This is a genomic window from Bacillus sp. FJAT-27245 (genome assembly GCF_001273955.1).
Lineage (GTDB): Bacteria > Bacillota > Bacilli > Bacillales > Cytobacillaceae > Bacillus_D.
This window is the reverse complement of sequence record NZ_LIGI01000001.1, coordinates 2,298,623-2,323,608: the sequence shown is the minus strand read 5'-3', so window position 1 is coordinate 2,323,608 and position 24,986 is coordinate 2,298,623. Positions and strand designations below refer to the sequence as shown.

Sequence of the window (24,986 nt, the reverse complement as noted above, 5' to 3'; positions counted from 1 at the left end):
TGTCTTGCTGATTGTTCAATTCCAAATGGGGGCTTTTGGCAACAGTCCATCAATTTGTAAAAAGTTCGCCTTTTTTTGGACGAAATTAAAGGAAGCCTACTAGAAAAAAAGTCAGTTTCGGAGTTTTCCCTATTTCCGTTAAAGAAATACATACCCTGCTCCAGCTCCAACAACAACGAGAAGCCATGGAGGTGTTTTCCAAAAGGCGAGTATGCCGAAAAACAACGTGAAGAGAGCCGCATCCATCCTGGTTGTTATCGATGAGAGGAAGATAGGGTCATAAAATGCGCCCCCAAGCAGCCCGACGACGCCGGCGTTCAACCCGGCAACAACGGATTGGATGGCAGGCTTGGACCGAACTTTTTCCCAAAAAGGCAAAACAGCGATTAGAAGCAAAAAACCCGGAAGGAAAACGGCCAGTATTGCGATGATTGCACCTGTCCATCCATCAACCAAAGCCCCCAGATAGGCGGAAAACGTAAATAATGGTCCTGGCATCGCCTGGACAAGTCCGTAACCAGCGAGAAAGTCGCCTTTTGTAATAAAACCTGTTGGGACAAGTTCCCGTTCAAGTAACGGAAGGACGACATGTCCCCCTCCAAATACGAGAGCGCCGCTCCTGTAAAAACTGTCTGCCAGTGATGCTTCAATACCGTAAAATCGAATGGCTGGCAAAAGCAGAAACAACAGGAAAAAAACGGTGAGGCAGGCAATCGCCAGTTTCCGGGGAACGATGGTGAAAGTCCCCGCTGTCGGCCCTCCTGCTTGTTTTTTACAGAATAGGAAGCCTGCTGTACCCGCCGCTACCATTACAGCCAATTGTGCGATTGAATAAGGAAAAAGGAACATCGCCGCAGCAGCAAGGATGGCGATAGTGCCTGTTGCCTTTGTAGAAGCGAAGTTTTTGCCTAAAGAATATACGGCCTGGAGAACAACAGCGGCCGCCACAATTTTCAAACCGTGAAGCCAGCCGTTCCCAGCGGGGTCGATTCCCGTGAGGGCGAACGCGAATAGCGCCATTAGCACAAAGGACGGTAAGGTAAATCCGGCAAACGAGGCGATGCCTCCCGCAACTCCCCCGCGTTTCAAGCCGATTCCAAACCCGGCCTGGCTGCTTGCCGGTCCGGGCAGCAACTGGCATAAAGCAATCAGCTCGGCAAATTCACGCTCATCCAGCCACTTTTTCTTTTTAACATACTCATTATGAAAATAGCCTATATGGGCGGTTGGACCTCCAAATGACGTACAGCCCAATTTTAACGAAACCAAAAAAATGTCCAGCAAACTGGATCGCTTTTCATTTTTATATGTACTCATTCCTTCGCCTTCCTTTCCTAGCATTTATCCTAGCAAACAAGCAGTCACCATGCCAAGGAAATAACGGCAATCTATCAGGTTTAAAAAATTCCTATTATGGCTATATGGCGTTTTAAAAAGAAAATGGTACAATAAAGTGAAACTTCCATCAGCGGTGGTTTCCCGCTGATGGTTAGCCGCGTTCTACTGCCGCTAACTCCCCGCTAAGGCGGAGATTAAGCGGCACTACGAACCCGATTGGTTCAACTAAGCCGCTGAAACCCACAGCGTCAAGTTTCACTGTATCTCACCAATCGGACCTTTAGGGACAGTTGCCCTGGAGGGGCTTACTGTCCCTTAAGAGTGGGATAAAGTGAAACTTCCATCTAAACAACAGCAACAGAAGGTAAAGGAGATTTAAGTATGATTGGAATAGTTCTTTGTTGTATGCTGGCATATTTGCTCGGCTCCATCCCTTCCGGACTCATCATCGGAAAGGTTTTTTATAACAAGGATATCCGCCAGCATGGAAGCGGCAACCTTGGAGGAACAAATACATTCAGGACGTTGGGGGCAAAAGCGGGGATTGCCGTCACATTGGCCGATATCCTGAAAGGCACCCTTGCCGCGGCCCTGCCGACTCTATTTGGCTACGATGATTTCAACGCATTGATTCCAGGCATGATAGCGGTTATTGGCCATATGTATCCGATTTTTGCCGGGTTCCGGGGAGGAAAGGCCGTCGCGACATCCGGTGGGGTGCTTTTGTTTTACGCGCCTGTCATGTTTCTAGTTATCTTTGTCATTTTTATCCTCTCTTTGTTTCTTACAAAATACGTTTCACTCTCATCCATGTTGGCGGGAGTTGGTGCCATTGCCTACTCGCTGTTGACTGCTCCAAGGGATGTACCGCTCATTATTATCGTTAGTATACTGGCGTTATTTGTTTTTTACAGGCATAGGGCGAACATTAGGAGAATCATGAATAAGACGGAACCGAAAGTTAAATGGCCGTAAGGGGCGGACAAGCTCCCTTCCGGCCATTTTTATTTTAAAAAAAGAGTAAAACAGAAGTGGTCAAGAATATTTGGCCCGAAATTTTATTGGGAAAACCGATACTAATTTTTCAGGAAAGTAAAGAATCCGTTGAAATAGTAAAAGGGTTCCTTCTACTTCTATCCCCACCCCCTTCTTTTCAACAAAGAAAAATGGAATTGGATTGAATATCTGAAAAATATCATTGAGGAACACGGAGCTGGCATTCATGTCGAAAGTAAGGCCGGCGTGGGATCACTGTTTTCTATTTCATTTCCCATCAAGGTGCCAGTTTGCTCATGAACAGGGAGAGATAAATTCACGAATAATTCAAATCATTGTCGGATATGGGAATTTATTTCTTTTACAATAGATATATACTTGAATTGTAAAAGTGAGAGGAGAATTCCTATGTCAGGTTTGAATACCAAGAAGTTTGAATTTGTCTTTTCTTCTTCCGTGACTCCGGCTCCTTCCAAAGAGGAATTCATTGTTGAATTTTATCCATATACGCCGGATTGGTCCTGTTCCGGCAATCCGGTAAAAGTGACAAAAACGTTTGAAGAATTAATCGAATTCTTTGAAGAAATGGACGAAACTGATCTCCGGTAAAAGCACATTGAAAAACGGCGGCCCTTGCATGGGCCGCCGTTTTTTTATACTTTAAGGAGCTGGAATCGCCCGCTCCCAAAGACGTCTTTTACAAAATCAAGCTTGGTGTCGTTGAAATACACAAGATCGTGTTCATGTATCAGGAAAGTCAAGTCCTTGTAGTCGAATTGGTGGTCATCGGTTAACTTCTGCTCTTCCAGAGACAGATTCAGCTTTGGCCCACCTCAGCCAATTCCCATAGTCAGGCGGATATACAGGTTTTCGCCGGATGGATGGGTTTCATTTTCTATTGACCTGGCAATTGTTTGGTAGGCGGCTTCGGTAATTGTGAACATTTTGTCACCCCGCTTTAGGAATAATATTCGTTTTTTGTCGAATTTTAAAAAAATCAGGTGAAATACATTTGGCTAACACTTATAATAAATCACTGTGCCCTAAGTGGAAAATAATTTGCTTAACAGGAGGATTTCCAGTGAAGGAATTCCCGATTACGAAAAAACTGATAGTGGTTGGACTTGGTTTGGTCCTTTTATCAACCGCCTGTTCACAACCAGAAACGAAAGAAAAACCGGCTCCTACGCTGCATAAGATACGCCAATACTCGGAGGCGCCGAAGGAACTCATAGAAACAGCCACAATTGGCGCTATTGGGGATATCTTAATCCATGACCATGTTTACAACGATGCCAAAACCGGGAATGGATACAATTTTAAGCCGATGCTCGAACCGGTAAAAGGAATGCTCCAGGCGCCAGACATTTTGATAGCGAACCAGGAAAGCCTCGTCGGAGGCATTGATTTGGGTATTTCAAGCTACCCTAGCTTCAACAGCCCATTTGAATTGTCGGACGCTGTCATGAATGCCGGGGTCGACATTGTTTCAACCGCGAATAACCATTCACTTGATAAAGGTTTTCGCGGCGTAGAGGCGCAGATTAGCCATTTTAATAATATTGGCCTCCCTTTTACCGGCACGGCGATAAGCAAGGAAGGCAGGGAAAAGATAACCGTCCTTAAAAAAAACGGCATCCGCCTCGCCTTTTTATCGTACACGTACGGAACGAATGGTATACCGATTCCGCAAGGCAAGGATTTCGCCGTCAATTTAATTGACCGGGAGCTCATGAAAAAGGACATCGCCAAGGCTAAAACGAATAGCGATGCTGTTGTTGTTAGCGTGCATTGGGGAAATGAATACCAGCGCTTTCCGACTGATGGACAAAAAAGCCTTGCAGCATTCATGGCGGACCAGGGGGTTGATATTATTTTCGGTTCCCATCCGCATGTCCTCCAACCGATGGAATGGATACAACGCAAGGATGGAAAACGGACGTTCGTCGTCTACTCGCTCGGCAACTTCCTATCCGCGCAGATTGGCGATTACAAGGATATTGGGGGCCTCGTTACACTTAAGCTGACTAAAAGGGTAAATGAAAAAGGGACAACTGTGGAAGTTGCCTCTCCATCCTTCCAGCCGACTTTTGTCTACAGGAAAAACCGTCGCGACTTCCGTGTTATACCCCTGGAAAAAGCCCGGCAATACGGAGTTGCTGACCCTCAAAAAATGCAGGCAGAAACCCTTCGCCACATGAATCAATGGCTCCGTTAAATACGGGGCTATTCGTTTTTTGGGGTTGTTATTTTTGCATTAGTGCTCATTTTGGTAAATAATATAAACGCAGAAGGAGGCATTTCACATGAAATTAAAGGTTAGCAGCAAAGCGGCGCAGTGGTATAAAGATGAATTCGAAGCCAACGATGGAACGCATATCCGTTTCTTTGTCCGTTATGGCGGCTTTAATCAGCTTCAGAAAGGTTTTTCACTTGGCGTTATTTCAGATGTGCCTATCGACGCGGCAGTCACGACAGAAAGCGGCGGTTTAATATTCTATATTGAAGAAAAGGATTTATGGTATTTTGACGGGAAAGACGTGGAAGTAGAACTTGATGAACAACGCTTGGAACCTGTCTTCCTGTACCACTAATAAAAATGGCGGCCCTGTTACAGGCCGCCATTTTTTAGATCCCAAATATGCTCATACAAGCCTTCCGAGCGAAGGATTTCTTTCTGCTTTTCGCCAATCAAGTCAAAATGCGGATACCCGTCACGCCTGTGGTGAATCCATTCTTTTCGCAAACCATGCTTTTTCCCCCACTCTGCTAGCTTTTCAATGTCATTGCAGCCCGCTTTTGTGACGGTTTTACAGCCAGGGAAACGGTCATCCAGCCAGTAGTGGGTCAAGAAAGCAATTTCGCCAAGGTCGATCTTCCGTTTCCATTCCTGCACGTCCTTCTTTTTAATCCCAAAAGCCACAAGCTCTTCCCCCTGGTCATTCTTCTTTTTTGGAAGCTTTTAAATAGGACTCGTGCCAGTCGGGGTAATGCCGCTTTAGAGAAATCGGACGGAAATTTTCTTTCTTTACGCACACATGGACGGAAAAGCCGGTAACGGAAAGTTCCCCTTTTTCATTCAGGATTTCATATCCGTATTTGACCCTGAAACCATCGTATTCCTCCACCCACGTTTTAACGGTCGCTTTTTCTCCATAGCGCATTGCTTTTTTGTATGAAGCCTGGATATCAATAACGGGGGATATAATCCCATCCTCCTCCATTTTCGCATAGCTGAAGCCCAGGTCCCTGATGAAGCTTGTCCTACCCAATTCCATCCACACTAGGTAGTTGGCATGGTAGACGACGCCCATCTGATCCGTTTCCGCGTAGCGTACGTCAACGGTTGTCTCGCTGATTACCATTGTTCTTCCCCACTTCCTGAAAGCTCTTTATCTTTTTCCTATGTTATCATACCGACAGGCCAAGTGCGACGTACCAGCCTTCCCTTTGCCGATAGAGGAGGTATTGGCTAATGAAAAAGAGGGCGTTGCATAATACAAGCCCTCCTTTCAATTATTCCGTCATTGGGCCATTGGCACGGGCTTCATCCTTAACTTCCGCCCTCATGGCTTCAATGCTTTCCCGCCTGCGTTCGTTTTTCTCCTCAACCTGCCGCCTTGTCTCATCACTATCGCTTAGTGCCATTGTCTCCTCTGCACGTTCCATGTTTTCAATTGTGTTCTGAATCATTTCCTGCAGTTTTTCGACATTATCGCTTCTGTTATCCGGGTTCGGCTTATTTCCAAACGGCATCGTGTTTTCCTCCTTCAAAGTGCATTCGTTCCCTTTTAGGATGGACCGTGCCACGGGAAAATATGAGCTTAAAATCGCCCATGCAAAAAGCCCGGTCTCCCGGGCTTTTGATTTGTTTTTTACTTAAGAGGCAATGCCGGAGAGGTTTATGCGGCTTACTCTCCTTTTGTCTGGATTACTTGGGCATGCTCCCCTGATTTATCCTGCATCTTTTTGCCTTTGTTGCCGCTGAACCCCCTCGGTTGTGTCCCAAGATGGCTCGGCACAAAATGCTTGCTGTCTTTCTTCGGATTTCCCATCATCATCCCTCCTGCCTTTATTTTTGCCAAGAGACATGATTTCATGATTGGAAAACTATGTTTTATTCAGCTTTGCCTAAACGTTTTGCTTCCAGGCGCTGCTCGATTTTTTCCATTGCCGCTTCGTCTTTTAAAATTTGGTTCTTGTTTTCATTAACAAGTTCAGCAAATGAGCGTTTCCGAGGCTTTCGCATGGTATCACCTTCCCTTACCTACTATTCTAACAGTAAGTATGCCCGGAAACGGTTTCAATTATTACAACTTTTTGAAAATTTAATTGAAGTGTAATTGAACTTTAACAAAAACCGCCGGAAACTCCCGGCGGCCATCTTATTAGTTCAATTCTTCAACGTACTGCACCATCGCTTCATGCGGCATGGCGCCGATAAATTTATCCTGGATTATTCCGTTGCTATCGATAAAATAGGTAGTTGGAATCGAGATGACTTGATACGTGGTGTTCACTTCATCTTTTTCATCAAGCAGGATTGGAAACGTAATTCCATTCTGTTCGACAAAACCTTTTACATCCAATTGAGGATCGATATTGACGGCCAGAATGGCAACATTGCTATCCACTTCCTTGGATAGTTGCTCCATTGCCGGCATTTCCGCTTTGCAAGGGCCGCACCATGTTGCCCAGAAGTTTAACATGATTTTTTTTCCTTTTAGGCTTGAAAGCTTAACAGTTTCCCCAGCCAGCGTTTTAAGTTCAAAATCCGGAGCTTTTTGCCCTACCTTTACCCCCTGAACCGCCGCTTTATCCGAATACATTGGCTCTTCTTTTTTATCAAGCGCTTGGACAATCGCTATCACCATGAATGCGATGAGTAATATGCCTGCAATCCACTTTTTTGCCACTTACGCCCCTCCTTTTTCTCTATACCGATTTTACTCTATCGCTAGCGGGAAAATAACATGCCTTTTGGGGAAAATAGTGCCGATAATGTGACAACTGCCTTCTCGGAGGGATGGGGAGCTCGTGTAAAAGCGATCGTATAAAAAACACCAGGCGCACAAAAGGGTGCCTGGTGTTTTTAAGTTCATTTAGATTATGCTTTAAGCTTTTCGCGAAGAACCATTGGAAGGATCCCACCGTGGCGGTAGTAGTCGATTTCCACTTCCGAATCAAAGCGGACAAGCACTTCAAATTCAGTCGTTTTGCCTTTTTCATCCACAGCAGTCACTTTTAGAAGATCCCTTGGGCGGACGTTCTCATCCACATGGACTGTGAAGGTTTCTTTTCCGGACAGTCCAAGAGATTCCGCGTTTTCTCCTTCCTTAAACTGAAGCGGAAGGACGCCCATCATAACAAGGTTGGAACGGTGGATACGCTCGAAGCTTTCGGCGATGACCGTCTTGATGCCTAGAAGATTTGTTCCTTTCGCAGCCCAGTCACGCGAAGAGCCCATTCCGTAATCTTTGCCGGCAATAACAACAAGTCCGGTTCCTTCATCCTTGTACTTCATGCATGCATCGAAAATCGTTGTAACTTCGCCTGTTGGCCAGTAGGTTGTGAAGCCGCCTTCTGTGCCTGGCGCTATCTGGTTGCGGATTCGGATATTCGCAAATGTACCGCGCATCATGATTTCGTGGTTGCCCCGGCGTGAACCATAGGAGTTGAAATCACGTGGCTGGACGCCTTTTTCGAGCAAGTATTGTCCGGCAGGCGTGTTTTTCCCAATCGCGCCCGCAGGTGAAATATGGTCGGTTGTTACGGAATCGCCAAACTTCGCGACTACCCTCAACCCTGTAAGCGGCTCAACATGGCCTGGCTCAGGGGAAAGCCCTTCAAAGTATGGAGGATTCTGAATGTAAGTTGAATCTGCATCCCATGTATACAGTGGCTCATTGCTTGTTTTGATTTCATTCCAGCGCTCGTTGTCGCTGAACACGTTTTCGTATTCTTTCCTGAATAATTCAGGAGTTACTGTCCGGCGGACCAATTCATTGACTTCTTCGGTTGATGGCCATACATCTTTAAAGAACACATCATTGCCGTTCCTGTCCTTGCCGATTGGCTCACTGTTGAAGTCAACGTTGACATTGCCTGCAAGAGCGTAAGCAACGACAAGCGGCGGGGAAGCAAGATAGTTCGCTTTGACAAGCGGATGGATCCGGCCTTCAAAGTTACGGTTCCCTGAAAGGACGGAAGTAACTAGAAGGTCGTTCTCGGCAACGGCTTTTTCAATTTCTTCACGAAGTGGGCCTGAGTTTCCGATACAAGTCGTACAGCCGTAGCCAACAAGGTTGAAACCAAGCTGTTCGAGGTATGGAAGCAAACCTGAATCGCGAAGGTAGCCTGTAACAACTTTCGATCCCGGAGCGAGGGATGTTTTAACAAACTTCGGAACTTCCATTCCAAGTTCGACAGCTTTCTTTGCCACAAGGCCGGCACCTACAAGAACATAAGGGTTGGATGTATTTGTACAGCTTGTAATAGCTGCAATAGCAACAGCACCGGTTTTCATCGCTGTTTGGTCACCATTATGGAATGTTACATTCACTTCTTTATCAAGTTCTTTTTCCTTCAAGCCAAAGCCCTGGTTGCCTTGCGGGGCGCTGACAGCCTTGACGAACTCTTCTTTCATTTTTGAAAGAGGAATCAAATCCTGCGGGCGCTTAGGGCCTGAAAGATTCGCTTCAATGATGGAAAGGTCGAGCTCGACTACATCTGTATAAACAGGCTCTTCTGCCGGATTAAAGAACAGGCCATTTGCCTTGCAGTATGCTTCAACTACTTTAATCTGTTCCTCATCGCGGCCAGTCAGGCGCAAATAGTCAAGCGATTCATCATCGATCGGGAAGAACCCGCAAGTTGCGCCATATTCAGGAGCCATGTTCGCAATCGTCGCGCGGTCCGCCAACGGTAGCGCGGATACTCCTGGCCCGAAGAACTCAACAAATTTGCCTACTACTCCCTTGCTGCGGAGAACCTGAGTCACTTTCAATGCAAGGTCGGTGGCTGTCGCTCCGTTCGGAAGAGTCCCGACAAGCTTGACGCCAACTACTTCAGGCACAGGGAAATAAGACGGTTGCCCGAGCATGCCGGCTTCGGCTTCGATGCCGCCAACACCCCAGCCAAGTACGCCCAGGCCGTTGATCATTGTTGTATGGGAGTCGGTACCGACGAGCGTGTCCGGATAAGCTTCAAGTTCACCCTCCGCTGTTTTGGCAACGTGGACAACATCCGCAAGGTACTCAAGGTTTACCTGGTGGACAATCCCTGTTGCAGGCGGGACGGCGCGATAGTTGTTGAATGCTTTTTGTGCCCAGTTAAGGAACTGGTAGCGCTCTGCGTTTCGTTCGAATTCAAGAACCATGTTCGCTTCAAGTGATCCTGGTCCGCCGTATTGGTCAACCTGCACCGAGTGGTCAATTACAAGGTCAACCGTTTTCTCAGGATTGATTTTATCCGGGTCGCCGCCAAGGTCTGCAACCGCTTTCCTAAGGGATGCAAGGTCAACTACAACCGGGACGCCAGTAAAGTCCTGAAGAATGACACGGGAAGGTTTGAATGGAACATCCACTTCCCTAACGTCGTTTGTGCCCCATTTTGCGAGGTTTTCAACATGTTCTTTTGTAATAACACGTCCATCATGCTGCCTAAGGACGGATTCCAGTAATACTTTAATGGAATATGGCAGCCTGGAAACATTGCCTGCGCCTGCTTCTTCAAGAGCGGCAAGACGGTAATAATGATATTGCTTACCGTTTGCTTCAAATGTAGAGCGGGCATTGAATACATCATTTTTCGCCATATGTAATACCCCCTTCAATTCATCAATCCAATAATAAAGGAAAAATTTATAAAAGTCGAAAGGTTTGAATTAAATGGTTCCTTCGCGACTTTTCTCACAATTATATCGTATTACAGACTGGTAAAAGAGTAAATGACCGGAAAGTTATAAAAAATAATAAGTTTTTCTTATGGTAAATCGTGTGCTGTTTATTTTCCTTGTAAAAGCAAGGCTTTGTCCGGTCCACCGCCCTTCTTGGCAGCCAAAAATACTATTGTGAAAAAGGGTTAAATCTTCCTCGCTTTTATGGGGAAGAATAGCATATGGGGGTGAGAGCATGGCCAGGAGAAGGGCAAATCATGTCCGTCCCGGGATGAATGCCGCAAAGGCACAGGGAATGGGCACGGGATACAATGAAGAAGCCGGAAACGAGCCTTTGACCGAAATGGAAAGGCAGAACAACAAGAAGCGTAAAAAAAACCAGTAAGTTGATCAATTACGACAAAAAAACAGGCACACAGCCTGTTTTTTTTTGCAATAGCGGTTTAAATTAGAGCGCCATCAATTAAAATTATTTACTTCCTCAACCATTCTCTGTAAATCGTGGCGGAACTGTTCCAATTGTTGCCGCTGGTGTTCTGAGGCAACTTCCATGGCGTTTTCGATTTGCTGATATGCTTCATTCACTTCATTTTTTAAATGCTTGAGCTGATGCCCATAGCTTGCGCTGTCACGGACGATCTCAGCAAATAAATCCCTTGCTTCCTCGACTCCCTGTTGGGCCGCCTGGAAAGCCTGCTGCTTGTTTTTATGGTACGGCATTGTGTCCACTCCTTCATGATGTTTAGCATGTACCGTTAAATTATCCAGCACCAAAGGATTTATGCAGCGATTGATTGGCGGTGCTTCCACTGTTATACAGCATAGAAACGTGCCCTTTACCCATCCTAAGTAGGAAGGAGGGATTGAAATGGCTAAAAAACCAAACAGGCAAAATGCAGAGAATGTCCAGAACGTGAGCCAGCCGGAACCGATGAGCGGATCGCATAAAGTGAAAAACCGCCAGCATTCCCGCCAAAAACATAACTCACACCACGATATGTAAGGAAAGCCCTTAAGCCAGACACGTATTTTTTTACAATAAAAGGCCCCTGTTACTTGCAGGGGCTAACCGGCATCTTCCGTTTTCTTCACCACATGGTTAAAGATTCAATTATCGTTTCTACTTCCAGTGGCGTCACCGAGCGTAAATCAATCAATACTTCCTCGTTCTGGATACGCACAATGATTGGTTCGATTGCATCCTTCCTTAGTTTAGTGGCAAGCTGCTCTGCCGATAGGGACTCATGGGAAAGGGAAACTGCATACGATGGCAGGCTGACATCCGGCATGGTCCCCCCTCCAACCTGGCCTTCAGCCGGAACCGCCTTTACCTTGTAGCTGACCGTCTTTTCCGTAAGCGCCTGAATGAAGGCATTGGACCGTTCCTTCAGTTCTTCGGGCCCTGTCAAAAGGTTCCTGATCGTCGGTATGCCCAACATTCCTTTTTCACCCTTGGCATATGCGAGCAAGGTACCCTCCAATGCGGCGAGTGTCATTTTATCGACCCTTACTACCCTAGCAAGCTGATGTTTCTTCAATTTGTCAATGAGGTGTTTCTTTCCCGCAATGATACCCGCTTGAGGGCCGCCAAGGAGTTTGTCCCCGCTGAATGAGACGATATCCGCTCCCATTTCAATCACTTCCCTCACATGGGGTTCCTCGCCGATTCCATGCTTCCGGAAATCATACAATGCCCCGCTTCCAAGGTCTTCGTAAAATAAAATGTCCTTATGGGCGGCGGCCAGGCAAGAAAGCTCAAGCGTATCGACTGTTTTTGTAAAACCGATTGTTTTGAAGTTGCTCGTATGGACTTTCATGATCATGGCCGTATTTTCCGAAATGGCGTCTTCATAATCGAAAAGATGGGTTTTGTTCGTCGTCCCGATTTCGACGAGTTGCGCGCCGCTCTCCTCCATGATGGATGAAATTCTGAAAGAACCGCCGATTTCGACTAGTTGCCCTCGTGAAACGATAACTTCCTTATTCTGTGCGAGAGCCCGAAGAATCAGGTAAACTGCTGCTGCGTTATTATTCACAACCATGGCCGCTTCCGCACCGGTTATTTCTGTCAGGAGCTTCTCGATATGGCTGTGCCGCGAGCCTCTCTCTCCTTCTTCCAGCTTGTATTCAAGGTTCGAATAATTCCCTGCCACTTCTGCTGCGTGGCGGATCGCTTCATCGCTCAGCCTCGCCCTGCCAAGGTTTGTATGCAGAATTGTACCGGTTGCATTAATGACTTTCTTAAGTGTATAGGAAAAATCTTTCGCGACACAGTCTTTTAGCCGGGAAAAGAATTCATTCAAAAATGCACCGGTTCCGGGAGATGGTCCGGACCAAGAGCCGTTTACGATAGCTTCCCGTATTTCGTCTATGCCTGAACGGACATGGCGAACAAGCTCCCTGGATTCCAGGCCTGTTTCTTCCATAATGCTCTGGAAACGGATGTCCTGTTGGAGCTCGTGAATGGGCGGGATTGAACGAAGCAAATGTTTCAATCGAAAAACTCCTTCACCAAAAGAATAATGATTCCATTATAGCATTTTTGCATATGGGCAAAACCTCCCTCTTGGGTGTTTTGGGCAAAGAAAAACTCTCCCGAAGGCTTCTTTGGGAGAGCTTTGCATTAAAGAGATTCCAATTTCGTAATAATGTCATCGGACTTAGGGAAAACGCCTGTTTCATCCTTAGAATAAATCCTATCGCCATTTACGTATACCTCAAAAATTCCACCAGAGGCAGGAATGAGTTCCATTTTCCCGATATCCCGGCGAAAATGTGTGAATAAATCCTCCGCGAGACCCGCGGCTTTTGGCGCGTAGTTTCACATCATGCAAAATTCGATTTTAACTTCCAGGTTCCTCATGACAAAAACCTCCATCATTCTCTATTGTTAGATAAAGCCATTTTAGTATATACCGAAAATCGTAAGCAAATCATATGCTTGCTTGCGTGCGGAAATCCGTCCCAAAAGGTATACTATGGAATGGAGGTGGACAAATTGAGCGAGCAGGATAAGATTCGCCTGACCTCTTTATCGACTAAAGCAGGTTGAGGCTGCAAAATTGGTCCAGAGGACCTGGCGCAAGTTTTGCGCCTATTGCCAAAGCAAGACCCAGTACCGGAACTCTTGGTAGGCCACGAAACATCGGATGATGCGGGAGTTTATCAACTTACAGATTCAATTGCGTTAATACAGACGGTTGATTACTTCACCCCGGTCGTCGACGATCCCTATATGTTTGGCCAAATCGCCGCGGCCAATTCACTTAGCGATGTCTATGCGATGGGGGGAGAGCCAAAAACGGTGCTGAATATTGTCGGATATCCGATCAAAAAACTCGGAGCAGAAATGCTTTCCGAAATTCTTCGCGGAGCCGCGGAAAAAGTGAAGGAAGCCGGAGCAATTACTGTCGGCGGCCATTCCATAGATGACCAGGAACCGAAATTCGGCCTTTCGGTCACAGGGATAGTCCATCCTGAAAAGGTTTGGAAAAACGTCGGCGCCGTTCCCGGTGACGTACTTGTTTTAACAAAGCCTATCGGCGTCGGCATCCTGACGACTGGCATTAAACGCGGTGCCGTCTCTCCCGAGCAGGAAAAAAAGGTAACCGAGACGATGGCGCTCCTGAATAAAACTGCGGCGGAAGCATTGAAAAAGTATCATCCCCATGCCGTAACCGATGTAACCGGATTCGGTCTGCTCGGCCATGGCAGCGAAATGGCGCGGGGAAGTTCCGTCAGCTTTGAGTTTGATTTTTCAAGCGTCCCATTTTTGGAGGGCTCCCTTGAACTTGCCCGGGCTGGAATCGTTCCTGGCGGGACAAAGTCCAACCATTCCTGGCTCAAGGATGATATCGAATACAGCGGCCTTTCACTTGAAGAGCAGCTTGTTGCCTGTGATGCGATTACATCCGGGGGCTTGCTTGTATCCATGCCGGCTGAAGAGGCGGAACTGTATGTATCGGACCTCCATTCGGTTGGGTTGAAGGAAGCCGCCATCGTTGGGAAGGTTACGGAAAAGAAAGAAAAGCTTATTTATGTCGAAAAATGAAAAAACGGCAAGCCTTTAGGGCTGCCGTTTTTCATTTTCCTCTTACGCTAATTTTGCCTTTAACTTATCAAGCATATCGGCTGTCATGCGGGCCAAGTCGTATTCGGCCTTAAAGCCCCATTCTTCCGCCGCGGCAGATGTATCCAGGGAATTTGGCCAGCTGTCAGCTATTCCTTGGCGTACGGGATCAACATTATAGGACAACTCAAATTCAGGAATGTGCTTCCTGATTTCAGCTGCCAATTTTTCCGGATCAAAGCTCATTGCGGTAACGTTGAATGAGTTCCGGTGGACAAGTTTTGCCGGATCGGCTTCCATCAGGTTGATGATGGCGTTTAGGGCATCTGGCATATACATCATATCCATGAAAGTGCCTTTGTCGATGAACGAAGTGTATTTTTTATTTTTAACAGCTTCGTAAAATATTTCAACCGCATAATCCGTCGTACCGCCGCCCGGAGGAGCAACATACGAAATAAGCCCCGGGAACCTTACGCCCCGTGTGTCGACTCCGAACTTGTGGTGATAATAGTCTGATAAAAGCTCACCGGCCACTTTGTTTACCCCATACATAGTCGTTGGGCGCATAATAGTATCCTGGGGTGTGTTCTCTTTAGGCGTGGACGGGCCAAAAGCCCCAATCGAGCTTGGCGTGAAAAACTGCGCGTTCAGCTCCCTTGCTGTTTCAAGGGCGTTCATCAGGCCGCCCATGTTCAGATTCCAGGCAAATAGCGGTTTTGCTTCTGCCGTCGCGGACAATAATGCCGCCAAATGCATGATTGCATCAACATTGTATTGTTTAGCTATTTCGGCCATCCGCTTGCCGTCGGTTACATCGAGGATTTCAAACGGGCCGCTCGTTGCGGCTTCATTATCCGGATTCAATCTAATATCTGTCGCGATGACGTTGTCGTTTCCGTAAATATCCCTCAGCTTCATCGTCAGCTCGGAACCAATTTGGCCAAGCGCCCCGGTAAGCAATATTCGTTTCATTCTCTATTTTCCTCCCCTAAATGCATCATGCATTCGCTGTATGGCGTAATTACTTGATTACGCCCATTTCTTTCCCGACCTTTTCATAAATGGAAATGGCTTTGTCGAGCATTTCCTTTGTATGTGCAGCAGTAGGCATATTCCGTACCCGCCCAGTGCCGGCCGGAACCGTCGGGAATACAATCGATTTGGCGTAAACGCCTTCTTCGTTCAACCGTTTGCTGAATTGCTGGGTCAGGTTTTCTTCACCGATAATGCATGGAGTAATCGGTGTTTCGCTATCGCCGATATTAAAGCCGAGCTCCTTTAAGCCTTTTTTCAGATAATTGCCATTTTCCCAAAGCTTTTCGTTCAATTCGGTGCTTTCAGTTAAAATTTCAATTGATTTAATAGATGCGGCAACATCAGCAGGTGTCAATGATGTTGAGAAAAGGAATGGCCGGCTCCTAACTTTTAGCCAATCAATCAGGTTCTGTTTGCCCGCTACATAGCCGCCGACAACGCCAATGGCTTTGGACAAGGTGCCAATTTGGAAATCAATTTTATCCTGAAGCCCGAAATGCTTGACCGTACCCGCGCCTTTTCCAAGGACACCGGAGCCATGGGCATCATCAACATACGTCATCAAATCAAATTCTTCTGCGATTTCGACGATCTCAGGAAGCAGTGCGATATCGCCGTCCATCGAGAAGACGCCATCCGTAATGACCATCAATTTTTTATAAAGCCCTGATTCGCGGGCTTCCTTAGCCTTTGCGCGCAAATCATCCATATCCGAATGGTTGTAGCGGATAATTTTCGCGCGGGAGAGCCTGCAGCCGTCAATGATGGAAGCGTGGTTCAGCTCGTCTGACAAAATGGCATCGTTTTTGTCCATGACCGCCGAGATTGCTGCCATATTGCAGTTGAAACCGGACTGGTAGGCAATCGCTGCTTCTGTCCCCTTAAATTCAGCAAGCTTTTCCTCCAATTTGACATGCAATTCAAGCGTTCCGTTAATTGTCCTGACCGCCCCTGCGCCTACGCCATAGTCTTCAATCGCCTGTTCTGCAGCCTTTTTCAGGCGCTCGTCCGTCGCAAGGCCAAGGTAGTTATTGGAAGAAAGGTTGATTAGCTCCCTTCCGTTAATTTTAATCATCGGTCCATTCGGGCTTTCGAGCGGGTCAATCACATTGTAAAGCCCTTTTGCTTTTAAATCTTCCAGGTTTTCGTTCAGGAATTGCTCAAGAGTTTTGCTCGACATTGAAATCTCTCCTTATCTTTGGATTTAGTTGTAGGATGTTGCGGGTATGTAGACAGGTGTCCTTGTGGTAAGGACACTAATGAACCTTGATTTTACAGGGAATTAAAGCGATTCATTCCCTTTTTACTATAGCATATTTTCTTTTTTGTTCATACTGGAAGGACACTCTTACACTAATTTTATCATTATTCCGTTATTTTTGTATACGCTTACATTTGGAATCATCGGTTTTACAGAAGGAATTAGACTATTATAAAATCGTTGCAAATGCCGTCCCTCATGTTATAATTAGCCTTACTTTTATAAAACTCACTCGTATAATCGCAGGAATATGGCCTGCAAGTTTCTACCGGACCGCCGTAAACGGGCCGACTATGGGTGGCAATGGACGGATGGCTGTTTTGGCTCATCCTCTTTACCTTTTGGTTTTTTATAAGCCCGAAGGCTATTGCTTCCTATTCCCGGAAGCGTAGCCTTTGGGCTTTTTGCATTTTTACATTACAGGGGGTTCATTATGGAGAGCTTAAAGAGAAAAATCATTGAGGAAGGCCGGGTGCTTTCGGAGGACGTTTTAAAGGTGGATGCATTTCTGAACCATCAGGTTGATCCGTTTTTAATGCGCGATATCGGCAAGGAATTCGCAGCGCGTTTTGCAGCGGACGGGATTACAAAAATTTTGACGCTGGAATCATCCGGCATCGCCCCTTCTGTCATGGCAGGCCTTGAGTTGGATGTGCCGGTTATTTTTGCGAGAAAAAGAAAGTCGCTTACTATGACCGACGGGCTCCTGACTGCAAGTGTCTACTCATTTACAAAGCAGGAAACAACGGAAATATCGATTGCATCGAAATTCATTTCCCCGGCAGACAAAATCCTGATTATTGATGACTTCCTTGCGAATGGCCAGGCGGCCCTTGCATTGCTGAAGCTTGCGGAAGACGCCGGAGCAAAGATAGGCGGAATAGGAATCGTGATTGAAAAATCGTTTCAAACAGGAAGAAAGTTGCTTGATTCAAAAGGTGTTCGTGTTGAATCGCTTGCGAGGATTGAGTCGTTGAAAAATGGAAAGGTCACATTTTTAAATGAAATCTCGGAGGGAATTGCGCTATGAGAAATGGGGTAGCAAAGACATCCTCGCTTGGAATCCAGCACGTTCTTGCCATGTATGCTGGCGCGGTCATCGTTCCCCTGATTGTTGGGAATGCGCTGAAAATGGACAGCGCGCAACTGACTTATCTCGTTTCGGTTGATATTGTCATGTGTGGCATTGCGACGATTCTCCAGGTTTGGCAAAACCGGTTTTTTGGAATCGGCCTTCCCATCGTCCTCGGTTGCACATTCACCGCGGTGGGCCCGATTATCTCGATCGGCAGCCAATACGGGATGGCGGCCATTTACGGAGCAATTATCGCATCAGGATTGTTCGTGGTCCTGAGTGCCGGGATATTCAGTAAGCTCCTGAGGTTTTTCCCGCCGGTCGTAACCGGTTCGGTCGTAACGGTTATTGGGATCACTCTCATTCCTGTCGCGATGAACGATATGGCTGGCGGAGTTGGAAGCAAGGATTTCGGCTCGTTTACAAACATTGCGCTTTCGTTCGGAACACTATTATTTATCCTGGCCATGTATCGTTTTGCCAAAGGATTCATTCGGTCGATCTCCATCCTGCTGGGACTGGCTGCCGGTACGATCGTTGCTTCATTCACCGGGAAGGTCAATTTGGCGGCAGTTGGGGAAGCTTCGTGGTTCAAATTGCCCGAGCCGTTTTATTTCGCTGCCCCGGAATTCCATGCGGTCCCGATCCTAACCATGATTCTCGTTGCAATCGTCGGAATTGTAGAAGCGACAGGCGTGTATTTGGCGCTTGCGGATATTTGCGAAAGAAAGCTAACAGATGAGGAAATGGCAAAGGGCTATCGGGCTGAGGGTGCGGCAATTGTATTGGGCGGCATTTTCAATGCGTTTCCTTATACGACTTATTCCCAGAACGTAGGGCTCGTCCAGCTTTCGGGCGTAAAGAGTAAAAATGTCATTTATACAGCCGGCGCGATGCTTGTGGTGCTCGGCCTTGTCCCGAAAATCGCGGCTCTGACAACGGTCATTCCAACTCCGGTTTTGGGAGGAGCGATGGTTGCGATGTTCGGAATGGTTATCGCATATGGAATCAAAATGCTGAGCAAGGTGGAATTCGCTTCACAGGAAAACCTGTTGATTATCGCTTGCTCGGTTGGCATTGGGCTTGGCGTTACAGCTGTACCGGATTTCTTCAGCCAACTTCCCGAAGGCGTCAAAATCCTTACGAACAACGGAATTGTTGCGGGAAGCATTACAGCCATCGTCCTGAATCTGTTCTTTAACGTCTTTAAGCCGTCACAAAGGTCTGAGGCCGTAAAAGTGTAAATTGCAAAAAGGGTGGAGCAAAATATTTGCTCCACCCTTTTTGCTTAAGTAAACTTTTGTGCACATGCTATAAACAATATTTCACTCAACAGAAAACATAAGTGATGGCACGAAAAAATTTTCGGATATCATTGAACGATTTTTCGTTCTATTCGAAATTTATTTCTGTTTATCTTGAAAATATGTGCTATTGTATTTCTGCCTATAAAACATGCAGCCCGGAAAGCTTCTCTCCCCATGGGGCAAGTCCTCTGTCCTTGAATCCGGCCGATCTGTAGAGCTTCTCCGCGGCCACATTGTCAGGATTGTAGCCCACCATTATTAGTTTGCATCCTTCTTTTATTTTCAGCCATTCAATCAGCGCCTCCATCGCTTTCTTTCCGTACCCCCTGCCCTGGAACGATTTGTCAATCATAAACCGGTAAATCCAGTAATTGTTGTCGTCCGGGTCAAGCCCCGCCATAGCGAAACCAACCATCTCTTCCCCGTTATGGATGCCGAGTGCTTCGAAGTTCTCTAGAAACTGCACTTCGGCAATTGAATATAGATTGGATGCCATAAATCCCTTCTGTTCCTCCACGACCGTGAGTGCCGCGCACTCTTCCCAGTTGTCCTTCGTCAGTTCAACCAACTTCACATTCATGTCCATTCCCCCTTTTTCTCTTGGCATCTAAGTATTCTTTCTGCCAATGTTAATTCCCTCTTTTTAAAAAAACGGCATGTACACACAGTGGCGCCAAAGGTTTTCCATTCCTTCCTATAGCCGTTTTCCGTAAAATCTTGTATGATAGGAAAATAGGTGTATTTTTTAGATAAAGTGAGGAAAAGAACAAACATGGCCCTATTAACAGTTGAAAAGTTAAGTCATACATTCGGGGATCGCATCCTCTTTAAAGATGTTTCCTTCCGCCTTCTGGCTGAGGATCATGTCGGCCTCGTCGGAGCGAACGGCGTCGGCAAATCGACCTTAATGAATATCATCACAAACCAGCTGATCCATGACAGCGGGAAAGTTGATTGGACGCCTGGTGTTGAATATGGATATCTTGACCAGCATACCGCCCTGACTCCTGGACGGACGATGCGGGACGTTTTACGGGACGCCTTCCTCCCTCTTTTTGAAAAAGAAAAGGAATTGAATGAAGTCATCGCTAAAATGGGCGACGCGACTCCTGAAGAGCTTGAAGTATTGCTTGAGCGGATGGGTGAAATCCAGGATGCGCTTGACGCTGGCGGTTTCTACACGCTTGATATGAAAATAGAAGAAGCGGCACGGGGGCTTGGGCTGGATGCAATCGGCCTTGACAGGGATGTCGCGGCTTTGAGTGGCGGGCAGCGGACCAAAGTTTTGCTTGCCAAGCTGTTGCTCGAACAGCCAAAAGTCCTTCTCCTTGACGAGCCGACCAACTACCTCGATGTCGAGCATATCCGCTGGTTGTCCGGCTATTTGAAGGAATATCCATATGCGTTCCTGCTCATATCACATGATACGGAGTTTATGAATTCGGTTTCGAATACAATTTTCCATTTGGAATTTTCAAAACTGACACGCTATACGGCTTCGTATGAGAAATTCCTTGAGCTTGCGGAAATCAATAAGAACCAGCATATCAACGCGTACGAAAAGCAACAGGAGTTTATTAAGAAACAGGAAGAATTCATTGCGAAAAATAAGGCCCGCTACTCGACAACAGGCCGCGCGAAAAGCCGCCAAAAGCAGCTTGACCGCATGGAGAGGATCGACCGACCGGAAAACGCGGTGAAACCGACGTTCGAATTCAAGGAAGCGCGCAGCAGCAGCCGGTTTGTTTTTGAAGCGAAGGATCTTGAAATTGGCTACTCCCACCCTCTTTTGCCCAAAATGGACATGGTGATTGAAAAAGGGGAAAAAATTGCGATTGTCGGTTGCAATGGCGTCGGGAAATCAACGCTGTTAAAAACGATGCTCGGGAAAATTTCTCCGCTTGGAGGCAAAATTGAACACGGTGACTTCCTCTTCCCTTCTTATTTCGAACAGGAAGTGAAAGCTATGGATATCACCCCGATCGATGACGTCTGGAATGAGTTCCCGAATCTCGACCAGCATCAGGTCCGCGCCGCACTCGCCCGCTGCGGCTTGAAAAATGAGCATATTTCCCGCCCGTTAAGCCAACTGAGCGGCGGAGAGCAAGCAAAGGTCCGCCTATGCAAGCTGATGATGCACGAAAGCAACTGGATTCTTTTCGACGAGCCGACGAACCATCTCGACGTGACGGCAAAGGAAGAATTGCAGCGCGCCTTGAAAAATTACAAGGGCACGATCGTCCTTGTCTGCCACGAGCCTGATTTTTATGAAGGCTGGGTAACACGGGTTTGGAATGTTGAAGAATGGTCGATGCAGGTAAATAAATAAGCGTAAATTTCCGCCCCGGTTCTATTGGATCGGGGTTTTGTTTCGTTTTTTTCTGAATCATATGAAGTCACGTCTCCAGTGGAAAACTTTTAAAGCTCAATTTAAAACCCTTAGGAAGACAAATAACTATAGGTAGGTTGAATTAATAATTACACCCTTATGTTTGGGAAGCTGGGTGATTGGAACGAAGGTTACCGTCTCATCAGACCTCCCTCCTATTCATCTATCGATTGTTTCGATAAGTATGGAATCGTTGTATCTATAATTTGAATGGTGGCTATATTGTTAAACCCATTGTACTTTCTCTTTTTTTCTATAAAATTAACAACAGTTGAAGGACAACACGGAGAAAACTGGAGGAGTAACATATGAGAAAAGTGTTAGCATTACTACTGGCGTGCCTGCTTGCGGTTGGGATGGCTGCCTGCGGCAATAAAGATGAATCCGCCAACTCAGGCGCGCACAAGGGGACAAAGAAGAACGAAGAAGTGTTTAAGATCGGTGCGATACCGGACCAGAGCGCAACGGAAATGAAAAAGAGCATGGATGCCGTCGCTGAACACCTGTCAAAGGAAACCGGCATGAAGGTGGAATTCGTTCCTTCTGTCGATTACGCGGCGCTAGTGACCGCTTTTCAACGTGGTGAAATCAAGCTAGCCTTTTTCGGCGGCCTGACGGGCGTACAGGCACGAAACCTTGTGCCCGAGGCGGAAGCGATTGCCCAGCGGCCGCGAGATGCGGAATTCCATTCCGTATTTATTACCCAAACTGATTCAGGAATCGATTCGCTTGCCGATGTGAAAGGCAAGTCATTCACCTTCGGAAGCGAGAGTTCAACTTCTGGACATTTGATGCCCCGCTATTATTTAATGAAGGAAGGCATTGACCCGGCGAAAGATTTTGATGGGCAGCCGAATTTCTCCGGCTCGCATGATACAACGTATAAGTTGATTGAATCCGGAGCATTTAAGGCGGGTGCCCTTAATGAAGCTGTGTGGGAGACTGCTGTCAAAGAGAAAAAGGTTGATACGAACAAAGTCCGTGTATTCTACACAACTCCTGCCTACTATGATTATCATTGGACGATTAATAAAATAGACAAGGAAACAAAGGAGAAAGTGAAGGCGGCCCTCCTTTCGATGACCCCTGAACAGCTCTCCGGCCTCAATATGTTTGCAACAGACCGTTTTATCGAAACAAAAAATGAAAACTACGAAGCAATCGAGGAAGTTGCGAAAGAACTAAAGATTATTAAATAACTGGTGTGAGATATAATGAAACAAACAACGGCATTGGAAGCTAAAAATATACTGAAGTTTTTCGGGAAGAAAACCGCGCTTTCTTCCCTTTCTTTTTCCATTCAAAAAGGAGAAAGAGTCGCGCTGATTGGCCCGAGCGGCGCGGGGAAAACAACCCTCCTCAATACGATTGCCGGGATTGTGGAACCGGACGGCGGCGAATGGATCATTGCTGGAAAGCCCAGGAGTTCCTATAAAAGCGGAAAAGAATTGGCGAAGAAAGTGGGCGTCATCCGCCAACAGTTCGACCTAGTCGGCCAGCTTGCGGTGATCCATAATGTTCTAGCCGGAAGGTTTTCCGAATGGGGAGTGGCTAAATCGCTGGTCTCCCTCCTGATTCCGCGGGATAAAAAGCTGGCGGTTGAGGCGCTTGAGCGGGTCGGATTAGCAGATAAGCTGTATGAAGAAACGGCAAGACTATCCGGCGGCGAGCAGCAGCGGGTTGCCCTTGCACGGATTCTTGTCCAGAAGCCTGAAATCGTACTCGCGGATGAACCCGTCGCTTCCCTTGATCCTGCGCGGGCTGAAGATGTGCTGGATGCCCTTGCTGCAATTGTCGCCGATGAAAATCAGACTCTAATTGCAAGCCTTCACTCCGTTGACTATGCGCGGAAGTATTTTACCCGGATGATCGCCATGAAGGATGGGGAAATCTTTTTTGACCTCCCTGCGAATAAAGTATCCGATGCCCTTTTGGCGGAATTGTACAAGCTGAAGGAGCTGCCGGAAAATGAATAGGATAGTGGCAAACCCGGTGGCCAGGCATAAGCGGCTTACTTTGACAATAGTTTTAATCCTTGTATTTGCCTGGAGCCTTTCCTCTGTGAATTGGAGCCCGGAACTCTTGCATGCCGGCGGATGGGCAATGATAGTTGAAATCCTGAAAGGGCTTGTTTCCCCTGCCCTTTCTCCAGATGTTCTCTGGCTTGGCGTCGAAGCTTCATGGCTTACGTTGGCCTATGCCACAGCGGGCATGTCCCTGGCATTGGTGTATGCGTTCATCGCCGGCGTCCTGGCGTCCGGAGTTCTCGCAAATGGCAAGGGATCCAAGTTCTTCACCAAGCTCTTTTTCCGGGGGATCCTCGGGTTTACCCGTTCGATCCATGAGCTTGTGTGGGCGTGGCTATTTGTTGCATCGGTCGGTTTATCGCCTTACGCGGCTATATTTGCCCTTGCCATTCCGTATGGCGGCATTTTGGGCAGGATTTTTGCCGACATGCTTGCCGATGTTCCCCAGCAGCCCATTGTCGCGCTTAAAACAGCAGGTGCATCGCGCCTCCAATTATTGTTTTACGGTTACATGCCGCTTGTCCGGGCCGATTTTGTCAGTTATACAATGTACCGGTACGAATGCGCAATTCGTTCTTCTGCCATTATGAGCTTTGTCGGGCTTGGAGGCCTTGGGTACCAGATTCAATTGTCACTTGCAGATTTAAAATACAATGAAGTCTGGACGTATGTTTTCTTTTTGATTGTACTCGTTATTCTCGTAGATGGTTGGAGCAGCCTTGTGCGCCGCTCTCTGCTTCATAAAGCGGGAAAACGTTTCTTTGCAGGAGGCAAATCCTCCGCCATCTTCGCTTTACTGCTTGCGGCGGTTTCGTGGTTGTATATTTATATAGCTCAAGGTGCGAGCCTCTCCTCCCTTTTTACAAATGAAAATGCAACTTACGTGGCGCAGTTTTTCGGCGGAATGCTTGGAATTGGCGAAGAAACGCCGGCTTTCATGCAGGCTGCGAGCTGGGAAAATGCGTTTCGATTGACGCTTGAAACGCTTGAGATGAGCATCATGGCAATCGGGTTTGCGGCCATTGCCGCGTTACTGACGGTTATCCCCGCTGCACGGAACATTGCCGATGGAAGTTTGACGGCTACGAAGCGATGGTATAATTGGCTTCTCTTTGGAATTGTACGGCTTTCGTATATTTTTTCACGGGCTGTCCCGGAACTCGTTTGGGCGATGATGATTGTCTTTATTTTAAAACCGGGTCTTCTCCCGGGTGCCATTGCGCTTGCCCTTCATAATTTCGGGATTCTCGGAAAGCTTTGGGCTGAGGTTATTGAAGACATGGATACGAGGCCGGTGCGGAACCTGGCCAGCGCGGGCGCTTCTAAATGGCAAAGCCTCTTTTATGGTGTCCTCCCATCCGTGATGCCTAAATTCCTGACTTACTTCCTCTACCGGTGGGAAGTGATTATGAGGACGACCATTGTTGTCGGGTTTGTCGGGGCAGGAGGCCTGGGCCAGCAATTTAAATTGAGCATGAGCTTCTTCCACTATTCAGAATTGACCTTGCTCCTATTGTGCTACATGGTGCTGGTTGTTCTCGCCGACCTTGTATCGGAAACAGCGAGGAAGTCTGTAAAATGACAAAAAC

26 protein-coding genes, 1 pseudogene and 1 riboswitch are annotated in these 24,986 nt (G+C 47.0%); of the genes and pseudogenes, 13 read left to right on the top strand and 14 right to left on the bottom strand.

What is annotated here, in order from left to right:
* Window positions 1-138: 138 nt before the first annotated feature.
* Entirely contained in the window at window positions 139-1,317 is a 1,179-nt protein-coding gene (chrA, locus tag ADU24_RS11210) for a chromate efflux transporter (RefSeq protein ID WP_053366716.1), read from the bottom strand.
* A gap of 402 nt (window positions 1,318-1,719) precedes the next feature.
* Here chrA and plsY point away from each other — a divergent pair, with 402 nt between their 5' ends.
* The 4 genes from plsY to ADU24_RS11190 all read left to right on the top strand — a co-directional run bounded on the left by plsY (window position 1,720) and on the right by ADU24_RS11190 (window position 4,928).
* Window positions 1,720-2,313: a glycerol-3-phosphate 1-O-acyltransferase PlsY gene (gene plsY, locus ADU24_RS11205; RefSeq protein WP_053366715.1), complete on the top strand. Its 594-nt coding sequence runs from the start codon at window positions 1,720-1,722 to the stop codon at window positions 2,311-2,313.
* A 429-nt stretch (window positions 2,314-2,742) separates the two neighbouring features.
* The gene (locus tag ADU24_RS11200; protein ID WP_053366714.1) at window positions 2,743-2,943 is read left to right on the top strand and encodes a hypothetical protein; all 201 of its coding nucleotides are present in this window, start codon (window positions 2,743-2,745) and stop codon (window positions 2,941-2,943) included.
* A gap of 472 nt (window positions 2,944-3,415) precedes the next feature.
* A complete protein-coding gene (locus ADU24_RS11195; RefSeq protein WP_053366713.1) occupies window positions 3,416-4,552 on the top strand; it encodes a CapA family protein in 1,137 nt (378 codons plus the stop codon).
* 88 nt (window positions 4,553-4,640) lie between these two features.
* Window positions 4,641-4,928 carry a HesB/YadR/YfhF family protein gene (locus tag ADU24_RS11190; protein WP_053366712.1) on the top strand — a complete coding sequence of 96 codons (288 nt, stop codon included), beginning with the start codon at window positions 4,641-4,643 and terminating at the stop codon, window positions 4,926-4,928.
* 17 nt (window positions 4,929-4,945) lie between these two features.
* Here the strand turns inward: ADU24_RS11190 and ADU24_RS11185 are convergent, their stop codons facing one another.
* The 7 genes from ADU24_RS11185 to acnA all read right to left on the bottom strand — a co-directional run bounded on the left by ADU24_RS11185 (window position 4,946) and on the right by acnA (window position 10,150).
* The gene (locus tag ADU24_RS11185) at window positions 4,946-5,257 is read right to left on the bottom strand and encodes a hypothetical protein (RefSeq protein ID WP_053366711.1); all 312 of its coding nucleotides are present in this window, start codon (window positions 5,255-5,257) and stop codon (window positions 4,946-4,948) included.
* A gap of 16 nt (window positions 5,258-5,273) precedes the next feature.
* A complete protein-coding gene (locus ADU24_RS11180; protein WP_053366710.1) occupies window positions 5,274-5,699 on the bottom strand; it encodes an acyl-CoA thioesterase in 426 nt (141 codons plus the stop codon).
* A 151-nt stretch (window positions 5,700-5,850) separates the two neighbouring features.
* Window positions 5,851-6,090, bottom strand: coding sequence for a small acid-soluble spore protein Tlp (gene tlp, locus ADU24_RS11175; protein WP_053366709.1), 240 nt, complete (start codon window positions 6,088-6,090; stop codon window positions 5,851-5,853).
* 155 nt (window positions 6,091-6,245) lie between these two features.
* Window positions 6,246-6,389, bottom strand: coding sequence for an acid-soluble spore protein N (locus ADU24_RS11170; protein ID WP_053366708.1), 144 nt, complete (start codon window positions 6,387-6,389; stop codon window positions 6,246-6,248).
* Between the two features lie 62 nt (window positions 6,390-6,451).
* Window positions 6,452-6,583 carry an FbpB family small basic protein gene (locus ADU24_RS11165; protein ID WP_053366707.1) on the bottom strand — a complete coding sequence of 44 codons (132 nt, stop codon included), beginning with the start codon at window positions 6,581-6,583 and terminating at the stop codon, window positions 6,452-6,454.
* A gap of 139 nt (window positions 6,584-6,722) precedes the next feature.
* Window positions 6,723-7,250 carry a redoxin domain-containing protein gene (locus ADU24_RS11160; protein WP_053366706.1) on the bottom strand — a complete coding sequence of 176 codons (528 nt, stop codon included), beginning with the start codon at window positions 7,248-7,250 and terminating at the stop codon, window positions 6,723-6,725.
* 191 nt (window positions 7,251-7,441) lie between these two features.
* On the bottom strand, window positions 7,442-10,150 hold the full coding sequence (gene acnA, locus ADU24_RS11155) for an aconitate hydratase AcnA (protein ID WP_053366705.1): 2,709 nt from the start codon (window positions 10,148-10,150) through the stop codon (window positions 7,442-7,444).
* Between the two features lie 316 nt (window positions 10,151-10,466).
* Between acnA and sspO the strand changes: the two genes are divergently transcribed.
* Window positions 10,467-10,616, top strand: coding sequence for a small acid-soluble spore protein O (gene sspO, locus ADU24_RS11150; protein WP_053366704.1), 150 nt, complete (start codon window positions 10,467-10,469; stop codon window positions 10,614-10,616).
* Between the two features lie 74 nt (window positions 10,617-10,690).
* On the opposite strand, the gene ADU24_RS11145 is transcribed toward sspO, so the two are convergent.
* Window positions 10,691-10,951, bottom strand: coding sequence for a hypothetical protein (locus tag ADU24_RS11145; RefSeq protein WP_053366703.1), 261 nt, complete (start codon window positions 10,949-10,951; stop codon window positions 10,691-10,693).
* Between the two features lie 148 nt (window positions 10,952-11,099).
* Between ADU24_RS11145 and ADU24_RS22560 the strand changes: the two genes are divergently transcribed.
* Window positions 11,100-11,234 (top strand): small acid-soluble spore protein P, encoded by a 135-nt coding sequence (locus ADU24_RS22560; protein WP_082306883.1) that lies wholly within the window; start codon window positions 11,100-11,102, stop codon window positions 11,232-11,234.
* A gap of 85 nt (window positions 11,235-11,319) precedes the next feature.
* Here the strand turns inward: ADU24_RS22560 and selA are convergent, their stop codons facing one another.
* Both selA and ADU24_RS23755 read right to left on the bottom strand, forming a co-directional pair.
* Entirely contained in the window at window positions 11,320-12,726 is a 1,407-nt protein-coding gene (selA, locus tag ADU24_RS11140; RefSeq protein WP_053366702.1) for an L-seryl-tRNA(Sec) selenium transferase, read from the bottom strand.
* A 128-nt stretch (window positions 12,727-12,854) separates the two neighbouring features.
* Window positions 12,855-13,040: pseudogene (locus tag ADU24_RS23755) on the bottom strand (Rdx family protein); the annotation flags it as partial.
* A 174-nt stretch (window positions 13,041-13,214) separates the two neighbouring features.
* Between ADU24_RS23755 and selD the strand changes: the two are divergent.
* Window positions 13,215-14,282 carry a selenide, water dikinase SelD gene (gene selD, locus ADU24_RS11130; RefSeq protein ID WP_197277502.1) on the top strand — a complete coding sequence of 356 codons (1,068 nt, stop codon included), beginning with the start codon at window positions 13,215-13,217 and terminating at the stop codon, window positions 14,280-14,282.
* Window positions 14,283-14,324: 42 nt separating this feature from the next.
* Here the strand turns inward: selD and ADU24_RS11125 are convergent, their stop codons facing one another.
* Window positions 14,325-15,275 carry an L-threonine 3-dehydrogenase gene (locus tag ADU24_RS11125; protein WP_053366699.1) on the bottom strand — a complete coding sequence of 317 codons (951 nt, stop codon included), beginning with the start codon at window positions 15,273-15,275 and terminating at the stop codon, window positions 14,325-14,327.
* A 49-nt stretch (window positions 15,276-15,324) separates the two neighbouring features.
* Complete coding sequence (locus ADU24_RS11120; RefSeq protein WP_053366698.1) at window positions 15,325-16,518, bottom strand: glycine C-acetyltransferase; 1,194 nt, start codon at window positions 16,516-16,518, stop codon at window positions 15,325-15,327.
* Between the two features lie 293 nt (window positions 16,519-16,811).
* Window positions 16,812-16,913, top strand: a riboswitch (purine riboswitch).
* Window positions 16,914-17,032: 119 nt separating this feature from the next.
* Between ADU24_RS11120 and ADU24_RS11115 the strand changes: the two genes are divergently transcribed.
* Both ADU24_RS11115 and ADU24_RS11110 read left to right on the top strand, forming a co-directional pair.
* Window positions 17,033-17,629, top strand: a complete 597-nt coding sequence (locus ADU24_RS11115; RefSeq protein ID WP_053366697.1) for a xanthine phosphoribosyltransferase — start codon at window positions 17,033-17,035, stop codon at window positions 17,627-17,629.
* Window positions 17,626-18,918, top strand: coding sequence for a nucleobase:cation symporter-2 family protein (locus ADU24_RS11110; RefSeq protein WP_053366696.1), 1,293 nt, complete (start codon window positions 17,626-17,628; stop codon window positions 18,916-18,918). Before ADU24_RS11115 ends, ADU24_RS11110 begins: the two co-directional genes overlap by 4 nt.
* 202 nt (window positions 18,919-19,120) lie before the next feature.
* Here ADU24_RS11110 and ADU24_RS11105 read toward each other — a convergent pair whose 3' ends face one another.
* Window positions 19,121-19,561: a GNAT family N-acetyltransferase gene (locus tag ADU24_RS11105; RefSeq protein WP_053366695.1), complete on the bottom strand. Its 441-nt coding sequence runs from the start codon at window positions 19,559-19,561 to the stop codon at window positions 19,121-19,123.
* Between the two features lie 192 nt (window positions 19,562-19,753).
* Here ADU24_RS11105 and ADU24_RS11100 point away from each other — a divergent pair, with 192 nt between their 5' ends.
* From ADU24_RS11100 to ADU24_RS11085, 4 genes are all read left to right on the top strand, one after another.
* Window positions 19,754-21,310 (top strand): ABC-F family ATP-binding cassette domain-containing protein, encoded by a 1,557-nt coding sequence (locus tag ADU24_RS11100; protein WP_053366694.1) that lies wholly within the window; start codon window positions 19,754-19,756, stop codon window positions 21,308-21,310.
* 368 nt (window positions 21,311-21,678) lie between these two features.
* Window positions 21,679-22,569 carry a putative selenate ABC transporter substrate-binding protein gene (locus ADU24_RS11095; protein WP_053366693.1) on the top strand — a complete coding sequence of 297 codons (891 nt, stop codon included), beginning with the start codon at window positions 21,679-21,681 and terminating at the stop codon, window positions 22,567-22,569.
* Window positions 22,570-22,584: 15 nt separating this feature from the next.
* Window positions 22,585-23,346 (top strand): phosphonate ABC transporter ATP-binding protein, encoded by a 762-nt coding sequence (locus ADU24_RS11090; protein WP_053366692.1) that lies wholly within the window; start codon window positions 22,585-22,587, stop codon window positions 23,344-23,346.
* A complete protein-coding gene (locus tag ADU24_RS11085; protein WP_053366691.1) occupies window positions 23,339-24,979 on the top strand; it encodes a PhnE/PtxC family ABC transporter permease in 1,641 nt (546 codons plus the stop codon). The genes ADU24_RS11090 and ADU24_RS11085 overlap by 8 nt, the downstream gene beginning before the upstream one ends.
* Window positions 24,980-24,986 lie beyond the last annotated feature (7 nt).

Coding starts and splice junctions, on each gene's coding strand:
- chrA (WP_053366716.1), bottom strand. CDS start 1,317: ATGAGTACATATAAAAATGAAAAGCGATCCAGTTTGCTGGACATTTTT.
- ADU24_RS11125 (WP_053366699.1), bottom strand. CDS start 15,275: ATGAAACGAATATTGCTTACCGGGGCGCTTGGCCAAATTGGTTCCGAG.
- acnA (WP_053366705.1), bottom strand. CDS start 10,150: ATGGCGAAAAATGATGTATTCAATGCCCGCTCTACATTTGAAGCAAAC.
- ADU24_RS11190 (WP_053366712.1), top strand. CDS start 4,641: ATGAAATTAAAGGTTAGCAGCAAAGCGGCGCAGTGGTATAAAGATGAA.
- ADU24_RS11180 (WP_053366710.1), bottom strand. CDS start 5,699: ATGGTAATCAGCGAGACAACCGTTGACGTACGCTACGCGGAAACGGAT.
- ADU24_RS11115 (WP_053366697.1), top strand. CDS start 17,033: ATGGAGAGCTTAAAGAGAAAAATCATTGAGGAAGGCCGGGTGCTTTCG.
- sspO (WP_053366704.1), top strand. CDS start 10,467: ATGGCCAGGAGAAGGGCAAATCATGTCCGTCCCGGGATGAATGCCGCA.
- ADU24_RS22560 (WP_082306883.1), top strand. CDS start 11,100: ATGGCTAAAAAACCAAACAGGCAAAATGCAGAGAATGTCCAGAACGTG.
- ADU24_RS11105 (WP_053366695.1), bottom strand. CDS start 19,561: ATGAATGTGAAGTTGGTTGAACTGACGAAGGACAACTGGGAAGAGTGC.
- ADU24_RS11170 (WP_053366708.1), bottom strand. CDS start 6,389: ATGGGAAATCCGAAGAAAGACAGCAAGCATTTTGTGCCGAGCCATCTT.
- tlp (WP_053366709.1), bottom strand. CDS start 6,090: ATGCCGTTTGGAAATAAGCCGAACCCGGATAACAGAAGCGATAATGTC.
- ADU24_RS11090 (WP_053366692.1), top strand. CDS start 22,585: ATGAAACAAACAACGGCATTGGAAGCTAAAAATATACTGAAGTTTTTC.
- ADU24_RS11085 (WP_053366691.1), top strand. CDS start 23,339: ATGAATAGGATAGTGGCAAACCCGGTGGCCAGGCATAAGCGGCTTACT.
- ADU24_RS11200 (WP_053366714.1), top strand. CDS start 2,743: ATGTCAGGTTTGAATACCAAGAAGTTTGAATTTGTCTTTTCTTCTTCC.
- ADU24_RS11110 (WP_053366696.1), top strand. CDS start 17,626: ATGAGAAATGGGGTAGCAAAGACATCCTCGCTTGGAATCCAGCACGTT.
- plsY (WP_053366715.1), top strand. CDS start 1,720: ATGATTGGAATAGTTCTTTGTTGTATGCTGGCATATTTGCTCGGCTCC.
- ADU24_RS11100 (WP_053366694.1), top strand. CDS start 19,754: ATGGCCCTATTAACAGTTGAAAAGTTAAGTCATACATTCGGGGATCGC.
- ADU24_RS11145 (WP_053366703.1), bottom strand. CDS start 10,951: ATGCCGTACCATAAAAACAAGCAGCAGGCTTTCCAGGCGGCCCAACAG.
- ADU24_RS11095 (WP_053366693.1), top strand. CDS start 21,679: ATGAGAAAAGTGTTAGCATTACTACTGGCGTGCCTGCTTGCGGTTGGG.
- ADU24_RS11120 (WP_053366698.1), bottom strand. CDS start 16,518: ATGTCGAGCAAAACTCTTGAGCAATTCCTGAACGAAAACCTGGAAGAT.
- ADU24_RS11165 (WP_053366707.1), bottom strand. CDS start 6,583: ATGCGAAAGCCTCGGAAACGCTCATTTGCTGAACTTGTTAATGAAAAC.